This is a genomic window from Ramlibacter ginsenosidimutans (genome assembly GCF_016654015.1).
Lineage (GTDB): Bacteria > Pseudomonadota > Gammaproteobacteria > Burkholderiales > Burkholderiaceae_C > Ramlibacter > Ramlibacter ginsenosidimutans.
Map to the genome: position 1 here is coordinate 281228 of NZ_JAEPWM010000003.1, position 18976 is coordinate 300203.

Annotated in this window: 17 protein-coding genes and 1 pseudogene; 9 read left to right on the top strand and 9 right to left on the bottom strand. The window is 67.3% G+C overall.

Annotated elements, in window-relative coordinates:
* The first annotated feature begins 431 nt into the window (after nt 1–431).
* On the top strand, nt 432–1646 hold the full coding sequence (locus JJB11_RS10815) for an MFS transporter (RefSeq protein ID WP_201170259.1): 1215 nt from the start codon (nt 432–434) through the stop codon (nt 1644–1646).
* Here JJB11_RS10815 and JJB11_RS10820 read toward each other — a convergent pair.
* Nucleotides 1588–2097 carry a hypothetical protein gene (locus JJB11_RS10820; RefSeq protein ID WP_201170262.1) on the bottom strand — a complete coding sequence of 170 codons (510 nt, stop codon included), beginning with the start codon at nt 2095–2097 and terminating at the stop codon, nt 1588–1590. The two genes, JJB11_RS10815 and JJB11_RS10820, sit on opposite strands and share 59 nt — an antisense overlap.
* Nucleotides 2098–2193: 96 nt before the next feature.
* Between JJB11_RS10820 and JJB11_RS10825 the strand changes: the two genes are divergently transcribed.
* The 4 genes from JJB11_RS10825 (at nt 2194) to JJB11_RS10840 (ending at nt 6286) form a co-directional block, all read left to right on the top strand.
* Nucleotides 2194–3057, top strand: a complete 864-nt coding sequence (locus tag JJB11_RS10825; protein ID WP_201964761.1) for a LysR family transcriptional regulator — start codon at nt 2194–2196, stop codon at nt 3055–3057.
* Between the two features lie 63 nt (nt 3058–3120).
* Entirely contained in the window at nt 3121–3723 is a 603-nt protein-coding gene (locus JJB11_RS10830) for a TetR/AcrR family transcriptional regulator (protein ID WP_201170276.1), read from the top strand.
* A gap of 296 nt (nt 3724–4019) precedes the next feature.
* Nucleotides 4020–5153, top strand: coding sequence for a thiolase family protein (locus tag JJB11_RS10835; protein WP_201170278.1), 1134 nt, complete (start codon nt 4020–4022; stop codon nt 5151–5153).
* A 593-nt stretch (nt 5154–5746) separates the two neighbouring features.
* Entirely contained in the window at nt 5747–6286 is a 540-nt protein-coding gene (locus tag JJB11_RS10840) for a hypothetical protein (protein WP_201170280.1), read from the top strand.
* Nucleotides 6287–6521: 235 nt separating this feature from the next.
* On the opposite strand, the gene JJB11_RS10845 is transcribed toward JJB11_RS10840, so the two are convergent.
* Both JJB11_RS10845 and JJB11_RS10850 read right to left on the bottom strand, forming a co-directional pair.
* Nucleotides 6522–7163 (bottom strand): response regulator transcription factor, encoded by a 642-nt coding sequence (locus JJB11_RS10845; RefSeq protein ID WP_201170282.1) that lies wholly within the window; start codon nt 7161–7163, stop codon nt 6522–6524.
* A 282-nt stretch (nt 7164–7445) separates the two neighbouring features.
* On the bottom strand, nt 7446–10226 hold the full coding sequence (locus JJB11_RS10850) for an ATP-binding protein (protein WP_201170284.1): 2781 nt from the start codon (nt 10224–10226) through the stop codon (nt 7446–7448).
* Nucleotides 10227–10378: 152 nt separating this feature from the next.
* Here JJB11_RS10850 and JJB11_RS10855 point away from each other — a divergent pair, with 152 nt between their 5' ends.
* Nucleotides 10379–10633 (top strand): LysR substrate-binding domain-containing protein, encoded by a 255-nt coding sequence (locus JJB11_RS10855; protein ID WP_201170286.1) that lies wholly within the window; start codon nt 10379–10381, stop codon nt 10631–10633.
* A gap of 107 nt (nt 10634–10740) precedes the next feature.
* Here the strand turns inward: JJB11_RS10855 and JJB11_RS10860 are convergent, their stop codons facing one another.
* From JJB11_RS10860 to JJB11_RS10885, 6 genes are all read right to left on the bottom strand, one after another.
* The gene (locus JJB11_RS10860) at nt 10741–11157 is read right to left on the bottom strand and encodes a VOC family protein (RefSeq protein WP_201170299.1); all 417 of its coding nucleotides are present in this window, start codon (nt 11155–11157) and stop codon (nt 10741–10743) included.
* A gap of 99 nt (nt 11158–11256) precedes the next feature.
* Nucleotides 11257–12489: a vanadium-dependent haloperoxidase gene (locus JJB11_RS10865; protein WP_201170301.1), complete on the bottom strand. Its 1233-nt coding sequence runs from the start codon at nt 12487–12489 to the stop codon at nt 11257–11259.
* A gap of 29 nt (nt 12490–12518) precedes the next feature.
* Entirely contained in the window at nt 12519–12872 is a 354-nt protein-coding gene (locus tag JJB11_RS10870) for a hypothetical protein (protein WP_201170303.1), read from the bottom strand.
* 369 nt (nt 12873–13241) lie between these two features.
* Nucleotides 13242–13400: a hypothetical protein gene (locus tag JJB11_RS10875; protein WP_207189970.1), complete on the bottom strand. Its 159-nt coding sequence runs from the start codon at nt 13398–13400 to the stop codon at nt 13242–13244.
* 283 nt (nt 13401–13683) lie between these two features.
* Entirely contained in the window at nt 13684–14523 is an 840-nt protein-coding gene (locus tag JJB11_RS10880; protein ID WP_207189971.1) for an IclR family transcriptional regulator, read from the bottom strand.
* Nucleotides 14523–15392, bottom strand: a complete 870-nt coding sequence (locus JJB11_RS10885; protein ID WP_201170309.1) for a carbon-nitrogen hydrolase family protein — start codon at nt 15390–15392, stop codon at nt 14523–14525. Before JJB11_RS10885 ends, JJB11_RS10880 begins: the two co-directional genes overlap by 1 nt.
* Nucleotides 15393–15519: 127 nt before the next feature.
* Between JJB11_RS10885 and JJB11_RS10890 the strand changes: the two genes are divergently transcribed.
* The 3 genes and pseudogenes from JJB11_RS10890 (at nt 15520) to JJB11_RS10900 (ending at nt 18972) form a co-directional block, all read left to right on the top strand.
* Complete coding sequence (locus JJB11_RS10890) at nt 15520–16488, top strand: Bug family tripartite tricarboxylate transporter substrate binding protein (protein WP_201170311.1); 969 nt, start codon at nt 15520–15522, stop codon at nt 16486–16488.
* Between the two features lie 187 nt (nt 16489–16675).
* Nucleotides 16676–17635 (top strand): annotated as a pseudogene (locus JJB11_RS10895) (amidohydrolase family protein); the annotation flags it as partial.
* The gene (locus tag JJB11_RS10900) at nt 17518–18972 is read left to right on the top strand and encodes an NAD(P)/FAD-dependent oxidoreductase (protein ID WP_422917839.1); all 1455 of its coding nucleotides are present in this window, start codon (nt 17518–17520) and stop codon (nt 18970–18972) included. The pseudogene JJB11_RS10895 and the gene JJB11_RS10900, both read left to right, overlap by 118 nt.
* Nucleotides 18973–18976: the final 4 nt, after the last annotated feature.

Consider the following 18976-nt stretch of genomic DNA (forward strand, 5'->3'; position numbering starts at 1 on the left):
CCCTTTGAGTTGCCCGTGACCGGCCGCGATCGGTGGGAGTGGTGGCGGCGCCCCATGCGAGAGATGGCCGTCATCTACCTCCTGCTCGCTCGAGGTCGGGCGCGAGTTGCAGCCAGAATCTCCTTCATACCGCCGCAGGCGCGCTGCGCCGTCTCGGAACAGGACTGAAGGCTACAGCGAGGGAAACAGCGCGCGCGGTTCGCGAGGCACCAACCTGCTGCGCAGTGCTCAGGGGCTGGTCGCGTGGCGGCGAGAGCTGGAACGCAGTCCAGGCCCGGCCACGTGGCTCGATGCGATTGCCCGAACCCCCTGATGCGGCGCACAGTGCCCGCTCGGCGCCAGGCCCACGCGCTTGGCGAGGTGAACGCTACGCATTCGGATGTCCGGAACCGGCGAGCGGCCCCCGCTGCGCGCGGGGCATGATCCCGGGCATGAAGAACCACGCGTTCAGGCTGCTCGCGGCAGCCAACCTCTGCGCGCAGTCGGCGGAGCAATTGAGCCTGGCGGCGGTGCCGCTGGTGGCCGTGCTCGCGCTCGGATCCGGAGCCGGCGAGATCGGGCTGCTGGGGGCCATGCAGACGCTGCCTTTTCTACTCCTGTCCATTCCGGTGGGCCTGCTCACCGACCGCGTGCCGCGCCGCCACGTGATGCTGGCGTCCGAAACCTTGCGCGCCATCTCGCTGTTCCTGCTGCTCCTGATGGTCGCCACGTCCAGCATCAGCTTCATCCCGCTCGCGGGGCTCGGGTTCATCGGCGCGCTGGGGACCGTTGGCTTCACCGTCGCCGCCCCGGCCATCGTGCCTGCGCTGGTCCCGCCGTCGCAGCATGCGCACGCCAATGGCCGGCTGGAACTCGCGCGCAGTGCCGCATACGCGGGCGGACCCGCGCTGGCGGGGGCGTTGGTGGCCTGGGCGGGTGCGTCGTGGGCCTTCGTGTTGGCCGTCATGCTCTCGGTCGCGGCAGTGCTCCTCCTGTGGCGCCTCGCGGAGCCGCCGCGCGCGCGGCCGCCTGCGCGGCACGCGCTGCTCGAGATCCGCGAGGGCGCGCAGTTCGTGTGGAGCGATACCTTGCTGCGGCCCATCCTCCTGACCGGGATGGCATGGAACATTGCGTGGTTCGTGCTGCAGGCCGCTTACGTGCCTTATGCGGTGCGCTTCCTCGGCCTCTCTGCGCAGGCAGTCGGCGTGACCCTCGGCTGCTATGGGGCCGGCATGGTGCTGGGCGCGCTGCTGGCGCGGCGCGTGATCGCGGTCATGCCTTTTGGCCGCGCCATCCAGCTCGGGCCGGCCGTCTCGGTGCTGGCCATCGCAGCGATGCTGGGCACGCTGGTCGTACCGAGCGGCGTGCTCGCGGCTCTTTCGTTCTTCCTGTTCGGCGCCGGCCCCATCGTGTGGACGATCAGCACCACGACGCTGCGCCAGGCGATCACGCCGGGCGCCATGCTCGGACGGGTGGGTTCGGTGTTCCTGACGGTGAATGCCGGCGCCCGCCCGGTGGGTGCGGGGATCGGGGCGGTCATCGGCAGCCTGTGGGGCGAGCCGGCGTGCCTGTGGATGGCTGCGGCCGGCTTCGTGCTGCAGGCGGCCATCATCCTGGTTTCGAGCATGAACGGATTGCAGCGCCTGCCGGCGCTCCGGGCGGGGTGAACGGCGGCAGTCGCGCGCGCCGCGGCAGCGCGATCGGATCGCTCACCGCCTTGCCGCCGGCGGCCACCGTGATCTTGCTCGCGCCCTGGAAGGTGGCAAAGCCTGCCTTGCCGCCTTGCACGCCGACATGGGCGCGACCGATCTTCAGCGGGCGGTCGCTGTATGCGTTGCTGATCACGAGCCGGATCTGGTCGCCGCCCAGGCTGACGCGCAGGTTCTGGCGCAGCGTGACGTTCTCCAGCTGCAGGGGCATGCCCACCGGTAGCGCGAAATCCGGTCCCCACGTGGGCTCCGGGGCCGCGATCCACGTGGGCGTCCAGGTACCAGCGCCGGGTGTGGGCATGGCAGGCGCGGCATGTGCGCAGGAGAGGGCCGCCGCGGCGGCAATCAGGGAGGCGCTGGCGAATCGCGCCGCGTGGTGATGCATGGAAAGCAGTCGTTGGTAGTTCATGGCCTTCACTTTGGGTCATTCAGGAGGCGACGAGAACCCGCCAGAATCGAAGAAGTCCTCTTCAAGAATGGAATGAGTCGTGGATCGCCTGAAGCCATGAATGCGTTCGTACGTGCCGCCGAACTGGGCAGTCTTTCTGCTGCCGCGCGCGAGCTGCACACCACACAGCCGACGGTGAGCAAGCTGGTGGCTGCGCTGGAGCATTCCTTGGGCGTGCGCCTGCTGGAGCGAAGCACCTCGCGCGTGGTGCCCACGGAGGAGGGGAGCCGCTTCCTGGTGAGCGCCAGGGAACTGCTGGCAGGCTATGAGGAGGCGGTGGCCGACCTCGCCTCGCGATCGCATCAGCCCAAGGGCCTGGTGCGGATTTCCGCGCCGGTGGCGATCGGCATGCTGCGCCTCAACGCGCTGATGCTGCGGGCGCTGGACACCTTTCCCCTGCTCGAGATCGACCTCATGCTGGAGGACCGCTTCGTCGACCCGGTCGAAGAGCGCATCGACCTCGCCTTGCGCATAGGCGGATCACTGCCTCCCGACATGGTCGCCCGCCCGCTGGCCGTGTGGCCTCGCTACGTGGTCGCCGCGCCGGAGTACGTGGCGCGCAGCGGCCGGCCGCAGGAGCCGAAGGACCTGCAGTCACACAACTACCTGCGCTATGCGGGAGGCGACGATGTGGTGGTCCTCAGCGGACCTGCCGGCAACGTGAATGTGGGGTTGCCCGCGCGCTACCGCGTGAACAGCGCCGTCGCCATGCTCGAAGCCGTGCGTGCCGGGGCGGGAATCGCCTTGCAGCCGTCGTGGATGGTGGATGAGCTCCTGCAGCAGCGCAAGCTGGTGCGCCTGCTGCCGCAATGGGTAGGGCCGTCCCAGGTCGCGCACCTGCTCCATGCACCCATGCGCAGGCAGCCCATGCGGGTCAAGGCGGCGGCGGATTTCCTGGTGGCGCAGGTGGCGAAATCGTGAGGGCGACGTTCTCGATTCTGGCGAGGCAAGCGGGATTCGCACGACCGTGCTAATATAATTCTCATGGATGCGAAGACGCAGAAGAGTGAGCTCACGCGGGCGGCGATCGTCGGCGCGGCGCTGGACTTCGCTGCCGACGAGGGGCTGGAAGCGATCACGCTGCAGGCGGTGGCAGACCGTATCGGCTTGTCCAAGAGCGGCGTCTTCTCCCGCGTCGGATCGCGCGAGGCCCTGCAAAAGGCGGTGCTCGAGGAATTCGGCCGCCGCTTCATCGCGGACGTGTTCGCTCCCGCCATGCAGCAGCCCAAGGGCCTGCCGCGCCTCGACGCCACCGTTCGCCGGTGGATCGCGCGCACCCGCGACGTCGACGCCCACAAGGGCTGCATCTTCATGGCCGGCGCGTTCGAACTGGATGACCGTGACGGTGCGTTGCGCGACCACTTGCTGGCCGAGGTCACCCGGTGGCGGGCGGCATTGCGCCGCACGGTGCAGCAGGCGGTCGACGCCGGCCAGCTGAAACCAGAGACCGATCCGGAACAGGTCGTGTCGGAGATCTACGGCTTGATTGTGGGTCTCCTTCACGACACCCGGTTCCTGCGAGACCCCCGGGCTGCCGATCGCGCGCTTCGAACCTGGGACCGCCTCCTGTTGACTTACCGCAGCTGAGGGCCGGCTGGCGCCGAGCGGATTGTTCTTTCGCCCATGTTTCGCACAATCGTGCGATAAAAGGAGAGTTCTGTGATCTGCGTCTTGCTGCTTGTGCTTCTCGGCATCCTGGCCGCATCGGCCATCGCCTCGGTCGTTCGCGCGCTTCCGCGCACGAACGAAGACTTCGTCCTGTTCTGACAAGTCACGCCAGGGCTGCTGCGAGGCCAGCAACCTCGCCGTCCCGGCGCCCGCGACGCGCGCCCAGTCCGCCTTGTTGCCACGCCAAAAGTACTTCAACCCCCAGGAGAAAAAGAATGGACGCCTATCTCGTCGACTTCGCCCGCAGCCCGTACCACTTCGCGCGCAAGGGCAGACTCGCTTCGCTGCGCCCCGACGACCTCGCCGCCCAGGTGGTGCGGGACCTCGTTCGGCGCCAACCCTTCGATCCGGCCCTGATCGACGACGTGATGCTCGGGTGCGCCTACCCGGAAGGAGAGCAGGGCGACAACCTCGCCCGCATCGTCAGCTTGCTCGCGGGGCTGCCCGAAAGCGTCAGCGGCATCACGATGAACCGCTTCTGCGGCTCCTCCATGTCGGCGATCCACACGGCCGCGGGCGCCATCGCCCTGGGCGCGGGAGACGTCTTCCTCTGCGTAGGCGTCGAGTCGATGTCGCGTGTGCCGCAAGGCGGCCTGAGCCCTGCGCCCAATCCGTGGCTGAAGGAGCACTACCCGACGGCCTACGTGTCGATGGGGATCACCGCGGAGAACCTCGCGCGTCGGTACGAGATCTCGCGCGAAGAGCAGGACGCGTTCGCGGCGCGAAGCCAGCGCAAGGCCGGCGCCGCACTCGTGCGGGGCGCTTTCGAGCCGGAGGTCGTCGCCGTACGCACGGCCGAGGGCACGGTCGATACCGACGGCTGCCTGCGGCCTGCAACGACCGTCGAAGTCCTCGCGGGCCTCAAGCCCGCCTTTCTCCCGGATGGCAGCGTCACCGCCGGGACTTCGTCTCCGCTCACCGACGGGGCGACGGCGGTGCTGGTCGCAAGCGAGGCGTTCGTGCGGACGCATGCGCTTGTACCGATGGCCCGCATTGTCTCCGTCGCCACCGCTGGATGCCCGCCGGAACTCATGGGCATCGGCCCGGTTCCCGCCACCCGGAAGGCGCTCGCTCGCGCCGGCTTGCGGCTGGAGCAGATCGACGTCGTGGAGCTCAACGAAGCATTCGCGGCGCAGGCGCTCGCCTGCCTGCGCGAGCTGGACCTGGACGAGGGGCGCGTGAACCTGGACGGCGGCGCCATTGCCATCGGTCATCCGCTGGGCGCGACGGGGGCCAGGATCACCGCGAAAGCGGCCCAGCTGCTGCAGCGCGGGCACGGCTGCTATGCAATTGCGACCCAGTGCATAGGCGGAGGTCAGGGAATCGCCACCGTGCTGGAACGTGCCTGAGCGTGCGCGGCACGCAGGGAGGGTCAGCATCCGAGGAGTACGTGGCGGAGGCGTTCGCGCGAACGCGCGACGGCGTGCTCCCGCATATGTTGCGACGGACCTCAGGCACCACACGGCGCACCGTGATTCAGCCGGCGCCCCGCGCCTCGGAGAGATGATGGTCGTCCGAACTGGGCAGCAGCTGCGCCACGCTAGTCACTCTCCGCGCACCGCCGTCGTCAGATCCGGGTACTCCCATGACTCTGGGCTCGCCGCGGCGGAGTTTCAGAAGGATGGCTGCTTCGGGTCGATTCTGTGAAAACTCGGTCGCCGGCGAGCGCGGGGGCTCAGAAGCGTCAGCCCTCGCCGAACGCCTTCGCCGATGCAATAACTCTTGCATATCGCGCCAGCAGTCGTCGGCATGAGAACACCGCGATCGACCCGCAGCACCAGCCCGCCGTCCGCAGGCGCCGAGATCGTTGCCTACGCAGCCAGCGTCCACCGCAACGCGCTGTAGCCTGAAAAGGCTAAGTGAAGCGCCTCACGTGGCGGCAGGCAATTGACTTGTCACAAAGCGAAACAGGCAGACTCTAATCGCGGTCGAGGACATCGCGATGAATCTGTTGCACAAGCTTTTCCGCCCGCAAAGGACTGGCCGTCGAGCGCCGGAAGCGCGCCGATCCGTGAACGAGCGGCGCCGGCAGGTGCTCTCGACGGCGGTGGCCGACACCCTGAAGTCGCATGGAATTCCTGAGTACTGGATCGGCGCGGAAACGCTGCCGTCCCAGGGCATGGAAGGGCGCGGTTTGCACCTGCGCCTGATCGTCAGGAACACGAGTCCCAAGCTTCTCGCCAATCTGTTCGCCCTCCAAAGAGCGATCCAGCATCGCTTGTCGCAGGTGGATGCGCTCTCGGCAGCCTGGTTGGCCGGAACTTCCTGGCGCATCGAGGTCCCGTTCGGAATCGACCAGACCGAGCTGCCGGGTCCGGAGTTCTGGCGATCAGCCGCGCAGCACGTCGGCGTGCACCGACGGTCGACAGCCAGAAGCGACAGGCCGACGCTCAAGGCGGCGGTGAACGAGCGCGGATCCACAAGAGCAGCATTGGACATGCACGAATTCAGTCCTACGCAACCGATGCTTCGCCACGGCTGATGCACCCCTGCGTCGGATGCGACGCAATTCCTTCTGCGCGGCAGACGTCGCAACGCAATGCCGGCCCAGCGCGCACAAACGAGAGTGCGGTCGTGTCTGGTCATGGGTCATGCACGATAGTCAGGGTCAGCAGGCGGGAGTGGCGGTGAGAAGCCGGGCGATCCTGCGCCACCAGAAGGGTCACGACGCGTGGCCCAGCGCAATTGCACCCGGCTCCCGCAAGCCGCTGGGTCGGCTACAGCTTGACCAGGCCCTTGCGCACGGCGTACATCGTGAGGCTTGGCAAATCGCGAACATTCAGGCGGTCCATGATCCGGGCGCGGTGAACGTCCACCGTCTTCGGGCTGAGCCCGAGCTCGAACGCGATTTCCTTGGACGATCGTCCCTGGGCCAAAAGCTTGAGGATCTGGATTTGCCTCTCCGTGAGCTCATCTTCGGCTTTCGGCTCTCCCGGCTCCATCAGGGTCTTGGCGATGTCCGCACTGATGTAGCTGCCAATCATCATCACGCTGCGGATCGCCGAGCCAAGCTCGAAGTCACCAGCGTCCTTGCGAAGGTAGGCAACTGCACCCGCGCCAATCGCCCGTCGCACGACTTCCGGTGAATCGTGCATCGACAGTACGATCACGCGCACCTCGGGATGGTCCGATCGGATGCGGGCGAGGGCCTCCAGGCCGTCGACGCCCGGCATGGAAATGTCCGTGATGACGATGTCGGGGCGCAGGGAGTCGAGAACCCGCAGCAACTCGGCGCCGTCGCCAAGTTCGGCGACGATGCGCACCTCCGGGATCGTGTTCAACAGCGAGCGGATCCCGGAGCGCACCAGGGGGTGATCGTCGGCAATGACAACGGTGACGGTTTCGGGGAGGCGTTGCATCTCGTTGTTGCGTCAGGCCTGAGGGTTCTGCGTGCCGGATGCCGGAGGTGATGGACTGCTTCCGGGCCTCCGCAAGGCCGCTCGCAGGGGGCCTTCCGATGCATCACATGCGGCAGCAGAAGCGCGCGATTATGTGCGTCCAACGCACATCGGTCGCGGGCAAAGTGCACGGATTGGTAAGTTACGAATCAGCGGGAGTTCGCGTCGCGCGTCCGCGTTCTTTCTGGTTACGTGCTGCACCGTACTCGCCCGTACTCGCGCCACGTCAGCAGGGCGCGCCTGCTAGCGTCTTGTCTTGCGCCGGGCTGGCAGGCTTGCGCGTTCGGGAGTCCGTGCAGCGGTTCGGCTGCGTTCTGCCTGCAGCCGTACGGCAGCCTCGAAAGCCGACACGCTCTCTTTCTGCAGCGTCGCGCACTCCTGCACCAGAAGTGCGGCACCTTCGGTGCCTCCTGCCTTCACCGCGGCCTGAAGCTGGAGCAGCCGCTTCATCAGCATCTCCGCCCCCACGACCCCGCACATTCCGGCGTACTCGTGCACGATGGAGCGGATCTTCGCGACGTCATCCGCTTCCGCCGCTGCGCTCAGGCGGGATTGCAATTCGGCCGAGACGCTGGCGAAATCCCGGCTCAATTCCTTCAGGAAGGCACCCGACGGATCGCCGTCGATGTGGCAGCGCAAATGGTCCGCCGACAGCGTGTTCGAGGCGGGAGGCAGCCCCACCGGATCAGTGTCCACCGGGCGTCTGACGGAGACATCGAGGGCGGCCCGCAGCTCCGACGGGGCGAAGGGCTTCGCTATGTACTGGTCGGCGCCCGCGGCCAGCGCCGCATCGACATGCTCGCGCATCACGTTCGCACTCATCGCCACGATGCGTGGGCGCCGCGGCGCAGGAATGTTCCTGACGATGTATTTGGTCGCCTCCAGGCCGTCCACCTCAGGCATCTCGATGTCCATCAGCACCAGGTCGTAGCTGCGCTCCTGCACGGCGGCGATGACCTGGGCGCCGTTGTGGGCCACATCGGCCTCGTACCCGAAACCCGCGAGCATTCTCAAGGCCACCTTGCGATTGATCTCGTTGTCCTCGGCCACCAGGATGCGAAGCGGGGCGACCTGGCCGAGCGTGCTGTCGAATTGCGGTTTCGGCTGGAGCGGCGCGAAACGGTCCTCGCTGTTCGACTGGATGGCGTCGACGAGCGTGTCATAGAGAGCGGCCTCCGTCGAGGAGCGGGCCAGCATCCAGGCACCCAGGCCCGGATCCCCCGAAACGGCAGCCTTGGTCCGGGACAGCAAGACCGCTGGAACCGCCACGCCCCGGCCTCGCTGGTCGCGAACGAAGCCCAGCCACTTCGATTCCGTCATGTGCATGGCGGCGAGCAGGAGGTCGAAGTATTCCCCGCCGGCCAGACGCTCGTTCGCGTCCGCCATGTGGGCACAGAGCTGGACGTCCATTCCCCAGCGGCGCAGCTGCATCATCAACACTCCGACGTCTGCCCGGCGTTCCGTCACCAGCAGCACACGCTTGTTCCACAGCGGAGGCTCGTCGCTGGTCACCGCCCGTCCGCTGGGAACTGCCGCTTCCGCCAGGAAGCTGAAGCACACCATCGTGCCCTTTCCCAGCTCGCTCTCCACCGAAATCTGCCCACCCATCGCCTGCACGAGTCGTTTGGCGATGGCAAGGCCCAGCCCGGTCCCGCCGAATCGGCGCGCGGTGCTGGAGTCCGCCTGCACGAAGGGGTCGAAGATCGCCTGGAGTTTGTCCGAGGGGATGCCGATCCCGTTGTCGCGGATGCAAGCCCTGATCTCACAGACGTCTCCCGTGTCACCCGACGGTCGTGCGCCCGAAGCGCCGGAGGCATTGGTGAGCGTGACCCTCACTTGCCCGCCCTCGGTGAACTTCACGGCGTTCGAGACGAGATTCATGAGGACCTGCTGCAGCCGGATGCGGTCCCCCAGGATCAGGGACGGGATCGTCGGATCCACCTCGACCGACATTTCCACGCCTCTCTCGCCTGCCTTCTGGCTCATGAGACGCAGGCAGTTGTCTACGAGTTCTCGCAGTCGCAGCGGCAACCACTCCAACTGCATCTGCCCTGATTCGATCTTGGAGTAGTCCAGGATGTCGTTCAGCACCACGAGAAGCGACTCGCCGCTTTGCCGGATCACGTCGACGATCTCGCGTTGATCGCGAGAAAGCTCGGTATCCAGCAGGATGTTGATCATCCCGATGACCCCATTCATCGGGGTCCTGATCTCGTGGCTCATTGCCGCCAGGAACGCGGTCTTGGCCGCGTTCGCCTGCTCGGCGGCCGCCTTCGCCTGCTGCAGCTTTTCAATGCTCTGCTTGTGCTCGGTAATGTCCGTGTAGGTGGTCACAAGACCACCCGTGGGCATCGGCACGTCCCGCACCTCGAGCGCGCGCCCGTCCGGCTGGATCTCCTGGCGCACACGCGGTGGCGACGCCTCTCCGGTCTCTGGTGCCCATCCCCATCCTGTCTCGACGTGGGGCGTCCGCTGCAGCCCTGGATCGAGTGCAAGGGTGCCGAAGTCGGTAATGGCGCCAGAGTCCGGAGTTTCCGGGAGCCTCAGAAGACTTCTCGCCTTCTCGTTGTCCAGGATCAGGCGGCCATCCGCATCGAACACCGTGATCCCGCTTGGAATGTTCTCGAGCACTGCACAAAGCAGCTCGTTGTTCCTGCGCAGCCGGCGCTCAGCGAGGACCTGCTCGGTGTTGTCGACGATGAGTCCGAGATAGCCACTGGATTCCGAGCGCTCCGAAAGGGGCCGCCCGCGGATCCGGATGAAGCGCTGGGACCCATCGGGTCGGAGGACCCTGCAGGGCACGTCCAGCTTGAGCACCGCACGGGTGGCCTTGCGCCACTCCGTCAGCACCCTGCGCCGGTCGGCGGAATGAATGGCTTCCAGCCACCCCAGCCCATGCAGTTGCTCCGGAGCGACTCCCGTGATCTCCCCGCAGGCGGAGTTCGCATACCTTGCGTGCCCGTCGCAATCCGCACAAAGAACTCCGAAAGGAGAGTCGTCGTAGTACTTCTCGAATTCGGACACTTGTCGCTGTATCACTCGTGTTGCTCGTGCTGCAGCCGTCGGCGGCCAACGAGAAAGCGGACACCTTACCGAGCAAAGCTTGTGGTGCGGTAAGAGGCTTCTTCTGCGCATCCTAGGGGAATGGCGCAACGACCATCGGTCAGCAGGGTGGCTTGAGTGACAGAACGCCGCTGTCCCGCGGCGTGGACTTGGTGCTGGTGCTCGGGTGGCCGGACCGTACCGGCGACCTGGTGCATCGCACGATCGGGGCGGCTGCGTTCGTGGTGTGCGCGGCGCCCTCCTATTGGGCCGCGCGGGGCACGCCGCGGCACCCGCTGGAACTCGCGCAGCAGGAGTGCCTCACGATCCGCCCCGCGCGGAATATCACCTTCCCATTGGAGCGGGCGCTGTGGCCGGCGCTCGAGTGAATTCGATCTGGATCGAGGCGCGGACCAGCGACTGCTCCAGCGCGCTGAGATGCTGGCGGCGGCCTCGTCACCTGTCCAAGCCCTGCGCGGATCGTCCGAGCGTCCGATCAGAGTTGCGGTGGCAACAGTTCGTCATAACCTCGGTCCTTGAACTCCAGCAGGTCGAGTCCATGTCCGAACGGGTCCGCCATGCTTGCCATCCGGCCCCAAGCACGATCCGAGATGGGCCGTTCGAGCCGGGCGCCCAAAGTGACCAGTTGCTGCACAACGTCATCGATTCTTTCCACCACGAAGTCCAGGTGGACTGGGGTCCAGTGGCGCGCGTAGTCCCGCCGCTGCGGCTGCCCCTCTCCAAGAGGTGCCGTGCCCGCAGCATTTGCAAGCAGGTCGATGGGGCTGGAGCCGCCGACGAGCTCCGCCCAGTCGTTACCGAGCCGACGCCCCACGCGCAGGCCAAGCCCCAGCGTGTAGAACGCGATGCCGCGTTCCAAGCTATCAACGTCTATGCAGATTCGGATGTCCACCGGTGCAGTCTAGTGGAACGGGATTCGCTGAGATGTCGGCAGGCGCGAGTTCGGAGGGCAGGCGCAACGGGCTGCAACCGCCGCACGATCGCGGGCTCCTCAATGCACCGGGACCAACTGTGTGCGCACCACTTCGTCCGCCACCTTGCGCCCCAGCGCCGCGCCGGCCTCGCCGGAGCTGCGGTAGTGCACGCCTTCGTAGATGCGGCCGTCGATCACTTCAGCCACGTAGTCCGACAGACGCTCGTAGGAGCGGGTGATGCCAGGGGCCGCGGTGCTCGTGAGAGTGACCTTGGGGACCGCGTCGCCATAGAGCACCTGCAGCACGCCCGCCGCGGCACCCTGGAATGTGCAATGCGCGCAAGGGTACTCGGGATGCATGGGCGTGTTGATCAGCGGTTCCCATGTGGCGTCGCGCTCCGTGGCGTCGTTGCCGTCGATGTCGCCGTTGCGGATGGCGGTGATCGGGCGCCAGAAGTTGTACGCGTACTTCGCATCGAAGATGGCGATGGCGGCGTCCGCCGTGGCCATGGAAGAGAGCGCGAACAGCCGCGCGCTATCCAGCAGGTCGAGCTTGTGCACGACCGCTTCGTGCCGCGTCAGCGGGTTGTACGTCGCCACGCCCGTGAGCTGCCAAAAGTTCGCGATGTCGTTCTGGTCCGCGCTGCGTGCCGAGCCGATCTTCGCACCCATGTGCTTGACCTCGTTGTAGTCCGCGGCCCACCGGGCACTCGAGAGCGCAATGGGCGGGGGCGGCCGGAACTGGTCGCTCGACTTGAGAGCGAAGGGCTTGACCCCCATCCACGTCGAGGACTGCGGCAGCGTCGTCGGCACGTAGCGTCCGGGCTGCGTGAAAGGCCGGTAGGTGATGGGCGCGGTCGCTCCATCGTGCTCACGCTCTGCGAGCATTGCCGCGGCGGCGCGTTGGCCGAGACGGGTGCCTGCCTCCTTCTCGGGCCCGTCCGGCACCTTCGCGAGATCCGCCTGCAGGCCGGCATCGATATCCTTCGCCTGCTCGGGGCACACGAGCACGAGCACGTCGTGGGCCGCAACAGCCGTGGCCGCGGAGGGATCTGCGCGCTCCTCCACCTGCAGCACGGCGCGATAGGGCGCATAGCGAGGCTGCAGCGAATTCAGCGCCTCGAACATCGCAATGTGCATCATCGCCATGGTGCGGGCCTGCATGTCGGGCGTCATGCGCGCCGCGTAGACGGCGCTGACGGCCCGCTCGTTCCAGTCGGCGACGACGTCGGCACGCGCGGCGGACAGCGGCAGCAGGGCCGCGGCGCACAGCAGGCCGGACAACCAGGGTGATGGGCGGATCTGCTTCATGGCACCTCCTTCAAGGGATGGCAGGCACTCTAGACAGGGCTGTGGGGCAAGGCGATCACGGCCAGCCCGCACGCCGCGAGGGACAGCAGCACGCAGAGGATCGCCAGCCGCCAGGGCAGCCGGGACGGCAGCAGTTCGTCGAGCAGCGTGTACGCGGGCAGCAGGCACGAGGCCAGAACCGCGAGCTCAGCGGAGTGCTCGGCCCAAGCCAGCGCCAGCTCGGTGGGCGAGAAGAATCCCAGAAGGCCGGGGCTGGCCAGCGTGCCGACGGAGAGCAGGAACGCGGTGAGAACCGCGGCAGCCACGCGCGGCCACTCCAGTGCGCGCAGCATGCGCGCCGCGAAGCGGTCGGGCTGATGCGTCCAACGCGAGTGGCTGAGCACGCTACCTCCGCACGGGGCCGGAGGGTCATTGTCGGCCGGGGAGGCGGAGCACGCTAGTGCGCTGGGGATGAATCCCGGTTGGGAAGGGATGAAACGGGCTCTTGGATGATGGCCAAGGTGGGCGCGCGATCTGGACGTACCCGGGACGACGCGGGCGCGTCCTGGTGTCGGGTGGCCAGCACATCTTTTTTCCCCCGGCGGTTTCCGGGGCGCCGGTTGTATCTCCCGACGCGCTGCATGTCGGCAGGATGGGGATGCGGGCGCGTCGGATGTGGATGCCACGTACTGGCGGCACGTCTCGGTTGGCTTACGCTCAGCAGCGTCATGTCAGCTTCAGATCAGAAATCGCTCCCGACGTCCGAAGGGTTCTCATTGACGCTGCATCACGGGGCGTATCTCCTCGTCGTAGCCAGAGGCGCGGCCACCTTGGGCGATCTGCGTCACCTCCTCGCGCTCACCGGGGCGGTCACAAAGGGTCGGCAGTATCAGCGAGCGCTCGTGGACATGATGAGCGTCGAGTTCGTCCACAGCGACGAGGAGGACCGTCAACTCGGGTGCGAGGCAGCGAAGCATCTTGCGCACCTGAGGCGCGTGAGCTTCGCTGTGTGCGGCACCTTCCGGCAGCACTCAGGCGCAGAACTTGCGCGCCAGAGTGGGCTCGATCTCCGGATTTTCGACAATCTCCCCGAAGCATCGGAGTGGATTTCATTCGGCTGGTAGCCACCGGACCCCTGCCTCAAGACGGCGGTGTGAGAAACCCCCGGCGATTGGTGCTCCGACGGGTTGCGGGCTGGGGGTTGCGGGCTGCGGCCTAGAGCCCGCGCAACTCGCGATCGATCGCCACTGCCGTCCGAACGAGCGGCGGCACGAGCTTGCTCAACACTTCCTCCAGCTTCCAGCGCGGAGTAGGCACGGCGATGTTCACCGCAGCGACGGGGCGGCCATGCAGATCACGCAGCGGCGCAGCCACCGACAGGTCACCCAGGAAGGCTTCCTGGTCGTTTACCGCAAAGCCCTGCGCGTGGACGACCTCGAGCTCACGCCGCAACCCGGCCAGGTCTGTCACCGTGAAGCGCGTCATGGCTGTGCGCCGCGCCGCCTTCAGGCGCGCCAGCGCCTCGGCTGAGTCCATGTGAGCAAGGATGGCACGGCCGGCTGCGGTGCAGTACGCCGGCAGCCGCGAGCCAACGTGCAGGTCCACGCTCACCGCATGCAGGCTCGGATAGCGCAGCACGTAGACGATCTCCTCGCCCTCGAGCTCCATCAGGTTCACGGTCTCGCCGGTGCGGCGGTTCAACGCCTCGAGGTGCGGCTGCGCGCGTTCGCGCACGCGGTCGGTCGCGAGCACCGTGTGGCCGAACTCCAGCATGCGGCCCGACAGCCGGAACGCCTTTGTCGCAGGGTCCTGCCGCAGATACCCGAGCACACGCAGTGTGTGCGTGATGCGCTGGACCCCGCTGCGGTCCAGTCCGGAGAGCTGGGCCAGCTCGGTCAAGCCGACGGGGCGCGCGGCCGTGTTCAGCGCCTCCAGCACCTGGAAGCACTTGGCCAACGAGGCGATGAACAGCGGACTTTCCTGCTCCACCACGGCGCCTGCTGCACCCTGACGCGTGCGCGTGGAAGTACGGGGCTTCGCGGCCGGAGCAGCCATCACGCCGCGTCCACCAATGGCCCGTACAGGTCCGGCCGACGGTCGCGCCACCACGGAAACTTCTTTCGTGCCGCCGAGACTGCGTCCAGATCCACTTCTGTCGTCAACAGCTGCGTCGCCCCCGTGCCGGCTTCCGCAGTGATCATGCCGCGCGGGTCCACGACCATGCTGCGGCCCAGGTGGTGGCGCGCGCCCTCCGTGCCGACGCGGTTGCAAGCTACGACCCAGACGCCGTTCTCGTACGCGCGGGCGCGCAGGGGGATCTCCCAGATGGACGCGCGCTGCGCCGGGTCGGCATACGTGGAGAAGCTGATCGGCATCACGATCATCTCGGCGCCGTGCAGTGCCAGCGCGCGCGAAGCCTCGGGGTAGAGGCGGTCGTTGCAGATCTGGATGCCGATCCGTGTTCCGGCGACGGGATACGTTTCCAGGCGCGCGCCCGGGGCGAAGTAGAACTTCTCGAAGCTGCCCGTGCCGCCGGGCCCGGGGTTCGGGAAGTAGGCAGGGATGTGCGTCTTGCGGTAGCGGCCCACCTCGCGGCCGTCCGTGTCGTACACGAAAGCGCTGTTGAAGTACCCGTCCGCCGCGCGCTCGGCAAAGGGCAATACGAGCGCGATGCCGTGCTGGCGCGCCTTGTCGCGCAATCCGCGCAGGACATCGTCGTTCTCGCGCAGGAAGTAGCGGTCGAAGTCCTCCTCCAGCCGGTTCGCGAAGAAGGGCGTCAGGAAAAGCTCGCAGAACGTGAGCAGGCGCACCTGCTGCCGCGCCGCCTCGTCCAGCATGCAGTGCGCGGCATCGGCGATCGTGCGCAGGTCGCCATCTTCGACGCTGCCGGTCTGGGCGGCAGCCACTGTGAGGACGCGGGGCATAGGGTTTGTCTCCAGTCCGGGTTTATCGCATGCCAATAATCGCATATTGCCATCCGATGCACCAGGCACATAAAGTGCATCCGCCGCAGGGCGGACCGCGCCGCGGTCCACTGAACGGAGAACACCGATGCGACGTCGTACTTTCCTTCTCGCTTCCGCTACCGTGGGCGCCCAGTCGGGGACATGGGCGCAGGCCGCCTGGCCGACGCGGTCCGTGCGCATGCTGATCGGCTACCCTCCTGGAGGCAGTACGGACGTCGCCGGCCGGCTGCTCGCGGACCAGCTCGGGCGCCGGCTTGGTCAGGGCGTGGTGGTGGATAACCGCGCTGGTGCGGGCGGCACGCTGGCGGCCAGCGCGGTCGTCCGCGCCGACCCGGACGGGTACACGCTGCTGCTGGCGGCCTCGCCCGAGGTTTCGATCGCGCCGATCACCATGAAGGCAATGCCGTACGACCCGGTGCGCGACCTGCAGCCGATCACGCTCGTGGGCCAGGTGCCGTTCTTGTTGGTCGTCAACCCCGCCGTGCCGGCGAACTCGTTGCAGGAGTTCATCGCGTACGCAAAAGCCCATCCCGGCAAGCTCAATTACTCATCGTTCGGCAACAACACGTCCAACCACCTGGCTGGCGAGCTGTTCAAGGTCATCACCGGGACCAGCAGCGTGCACGTTCCCTACAAGGGAAGCGGCCCGTCGATCGTGGACCTGATCGCTGGTCAGGTGCAGTACACATTCGACACGCCGCCCGCCGTGCTGGAGCAGGTCCGCGCGGGCAGGCTGCGCGCCCTCGCGGTCGCTGGTCGCCAGCGCCTGCCCGGCGCTCCCGACGTGCCCACCTTCGCGGAGGCGGGGCTGCCTGCCTTTTCCGGCGGCACCTGGTTCGGCCTGTTCGCGCCCGCGAAGACGCCACGCGCCGTGATCGAGCGGGTCAACGCTGACACGGTTGCCGCGCTCAACTCGCCCGAGCTCGCCAAGGCATTCAACGACAAGGGCATCGTGCCCTCGCCGCAGACGCCGGACGAATTCGGCCGCTTCGTGCAGGGCGAGGTGAGCAAGTGGAAGGACCTGGCCGGCAAGGTCGGTATCGTGGCCGAATGAGCCACAAGACGAAACACTGATGAAAACGCTCCTGAAGAATGCGACGCTGATCGACTGCGTCCAGCCCCGGCCGCGGCCGGATACCGCCGTGCTCGTCGAGGATGGCCGCATCCGCGAGATCTTCGACCCCGGTTCGGCGCCCGCCGTCGGCGACGCCGAAGTGCTCGACCTGCGCGGCGCGTACCTCATGCCGGGTCTTTGGGACGTGCACATCCACCCGGACTACCTGTCGCTCAACGAAGTGCCGCTGCCCGACCAGGTCACGCTGTTCGGCCACCGCCTGCAGTCCGCGTTGCTGGATTCCGGCATCGTGGGCTTCCGGTGCGCCGGCGCGCACCACTTCATGGACGTGGCCTGGAAGCGCGCCTTCGAGTCGGGCCAGCACCTCGGCCCGCGCTTGTTCGCGGCCGGCCACTTCCTCACGACCACCGGCGGGCACTTCCTCACATCGGGTCATGCACTTGAAGTGGACGGCCCCTACGGGTTCGTGCACGCGATCCGCGAGCAGATCAAGAACGGCGTCGACCACATCAAGCTCAATCTCTCGGGCGGCATCATGGGGCCGGCATGGGACCTGCACCGGCACTCGTTCCTGCTGGAGGAGGAGCTCAAGGCGGCGTTCGAAATCTGCAAGCTGCGCGAGTTCAAGGTAATGGCGCACGCCACCAACCCGGCAGCGGTGAAGGCGGCGATCCGCCTGGGCGCGCACAGCATCGAGCACGGCTACATCCTGGACGACGAGTGCATCGAGCTGTTCCTGCAGCACGGCACCTGGTACGTGCCGACCTTGTCCATCAGCCACCTGACACCCGGCCAGGCGACGAACGACTGGGAATCGCGCTGGGTGAAGAACCGCAACCTCACGCAGTCGCTGTGCTGCCGCGCCGATGCCGCATCCGACGAACACCGTACCGGCTTCAAGAAGGCGCTGCAGGCCGGCGTGAAGATGGCGCTCGGGTCCGACATCCGCCCGCTCAAGGACGCTGCGCTGCTGGAGCTGGGGCTCTGGGTGCGCGACGGCGCGACGCCGTGGCAGGCCCTGGTCGCCGCCACGCGAAATGGTGCCGCGATCTGCGGCGTGGGCGACGAGCTCGGCACCATCGAGCCGGGCAAGATCGCCGACCTCATCGTCGTCGGCGCGAACCCTCTGGAGGACATCAACAACGTGCGCCGCCTGCAGCTGGTCATGAAGGACGGTCGCATCGTGTCCGACAAGCGCGAGAAGAAGCACGCATGACTTCGTTGGCGAATCCGCGCGTCGCGGTCGTGGGCGCTGGGATCGTCGGCACCAGCATCGCGCTCGCGCTGCGCAAGCGCGGTGCGGATGTCACGCTGGTGGACCGGGGCGAGCCGGGCCACGGCTGCAGTTTCGGCAACTCCGGCGCGATCAGCCCCGGCTCCGTTGCACCGCTGGCCATGCCCGGCGTGCTGGCGTCGGTGCCGGGCATGCTGCTGGATGAGGAGAGCCCGCTCTACTTGCCGCTGCGCTACCTGCCGCAAGCCTTGCCATGGCTGCTGCGCTTCGTTGCGTCTGCGCAGCCCCGGCGCGTGGAGGCGGCAGCACGCAAGTTGGCCGCGATCCACACCGGCGCGATCGAGGCGCACGAAGCGATGACGCGGGAGCTGGGCGTCCCCGAGCTGTTCCTGCGGCGCGGGCACCTGCATCTCTATCCGGACGCGCACTATCTGGGCAAGGACGCGGCGGGGTGGCGCATGCGCGAGGAATATGGGTTTCATGTCGAGCGTCTCGACCGTGCCGGCATCCTCGCCCTCGAGCCGAACGTCTGCGATCGTTACCAGCTCGGGATGTACCTCGCGGACCACGCCACCATCCTCAATCCCTTCCGGTATGTGCAGGCGATGGCGCGCGCGTTCACCGGCGCCGGCGGACGGTTTGAACTCGGGAAGGTGTCCGCGTTGCAGCAGGAGAACGGAGCCTGGGCGCTGAAGGGCAGCGGCTCAGGTCCAGGCACCTTCGATCACGTCGTGGTGGCGGCGGGCGCCTGGTCGAAGCAACTGCTGTCCCCGCTGGGCATCCAGCTCGCGCTGGAGAGCCAGCGCGGCTACCACCTGCAGTTCATTGGCGGCCGCGAGACCGTATCGCGCACCGTGGTGCTCGCGGATCGAAAGGTTTTCGTCACGCCCATGGAGGACGGCCTGCGCGTGGGTGGTACGGTGGAGATCGGCGGCCTGTCGGCGCCCCCCGATGCGCGGCGCGCCGCCCTGCTGGGACGCATCGCGCGCGACACGTTCCGGGGGCTGGATGCCCTCAGCACCCGTGAATGGATGGGGCATCGTCCGTGCATGCCCGACTCGGTGCCGGTGGTCGGTGCGGCGCCCGGGAGCAAGAACCTGTGGATTGCCACCGGACACGGTCACCTGGGGCTCACGGATTCGCTGAACACCGCGCAACACATAGCCTCCGCCATCTTCGGCGAGGTGCCAGCGCATGCTGCAGCGGGCGCGCAGCTTGCCGGGGCCTGAGCCA

Bases quoted from the DNA above. Each gene is read 5' to 3' on its own strand.
- JJB11_RS10825 (WP_201964761.1), top strand. From the start codon at position 2,194: ATGAATGCGTTCGTACGTGCCGCCGAACTGGGCAGTCTTTCTGCTGCC.
- JJB11_RS10820 (WP_201170262.1), bottom strand. From the start codon at position 2,097: ATGAACTACCAACGACTGCTTTCCATGCATCACCACGCGGCGCGATTC.
- JJB11_RS10835 (WP_201170278.1), top strand. From the start codon at position 4,020: ATGGACGCCTATCTCGTCGACTTCGCCCGCAGCCCGTACCACTTCGCG.
- JJB11_RS10845 (WP_201170282.1), bottom strand. From the start codon at position 7,163: ATGCAACGCCTCCCCGAAACCGTCACCGTTGTCATTGCCGACGATCAC.
- JJB11_RS10840 (WP_201170280.1), top strand. From the start codon at position 5,747: ATGAATCTGTTGCACAAGCTTTTCCGCCCGCAAAGGACTGGCCGTCGA.
- JJB11_RS10885 (WP_201170309.1), bottom strand. From the start codon at position 15,392: ATGCCCCGCGTCCTCACAGTGGCTGCCGCCCAGACCGGCAGCGTCGAA.
- JJB11_RS10880 (WP_207189971.1), bottom strand. From the start codon at position 14,523: ATGGCTGCTCCGGCCGCGAAGCCCCGTACTTCCACGCGCACGCGTCAG.
- JJB11_RS10865 (WP_201170301.1), bottom strand. From the start codon at position 12,489: ATGAAGCAGATCCGCCCATCACCCTGGTTGTCCGGCCTGCTGTGCGCC.
- JJB11_RS10815 (WP_201170259.1), top strand. From the start codon at position 432: ATGAAGAACCACGCGTTCAGGCTGCTCGCGGCAGCCAACCTCTGCGCG.
- JJB11_RS10890 (WP_201170311.1), top strand. From the start codon at position 15,520: ATGCGACGTCGTACTTTCCTTCTCGCTTCCGCTACCGTGGGCGCCCAG.
- JJB11_RS10830 (WP_201170276.1), top strand. From the start codon at position 3,121: ATGGATGCGAAGACGCAGAAGAGTGAGCTCACGCGGGCGGCGATCGTC.